Origin of the sequence: Desemzia sp. FAM 23988 (assembly GCF_045528365.1) — a bacterium.
GTDB lineage: Bacteria > Bacillota > Bacilli > Lactobacillales > Carnobacteriaceae > Desemzia.
In genome coordinates this window covers 1-255 of record NZ_JBGQQS010000094.1, presented here as the reverse complement: position 1 = coordinate 255, position 255 = coordinate 1, and the positions used below count along the sequence as shown (strand labels likewise).

Below are 255 nucleotides of genomic sequence, written 5' to 3'. Positions count from 1 at the left end.
TCATTCGGTGGACGGGATTCTCACCCGTCTTTCGCTACTCATACCGGCATTCTCACTTCTAAGCGCTCCACTAGTCCTCACGATCTAGCTTCAACGCCCTTAGAACGCTCTCCTACCATAGAACCTACTGGTTCTATCCACAGTTTCGGTGTTATGTTTAGCCCCGGTAAATTTTCGGCGCAGGGTCACTCGACTAGTGAGCTATTACGCACTCTTTAAATGATGGCTGCTTCTGAGCCAACATCCTAGTTGTCT

General features: G+C 49.0%; 1 rRNA gene. It reads right to left on the bottom strand.

The window, feature by feature from the left end:
- A 23S ribosomal RNA gene (locus ACEN4L_RS13585) occupies nt 1-255 on the bottom strand; the annotation flags it as partial.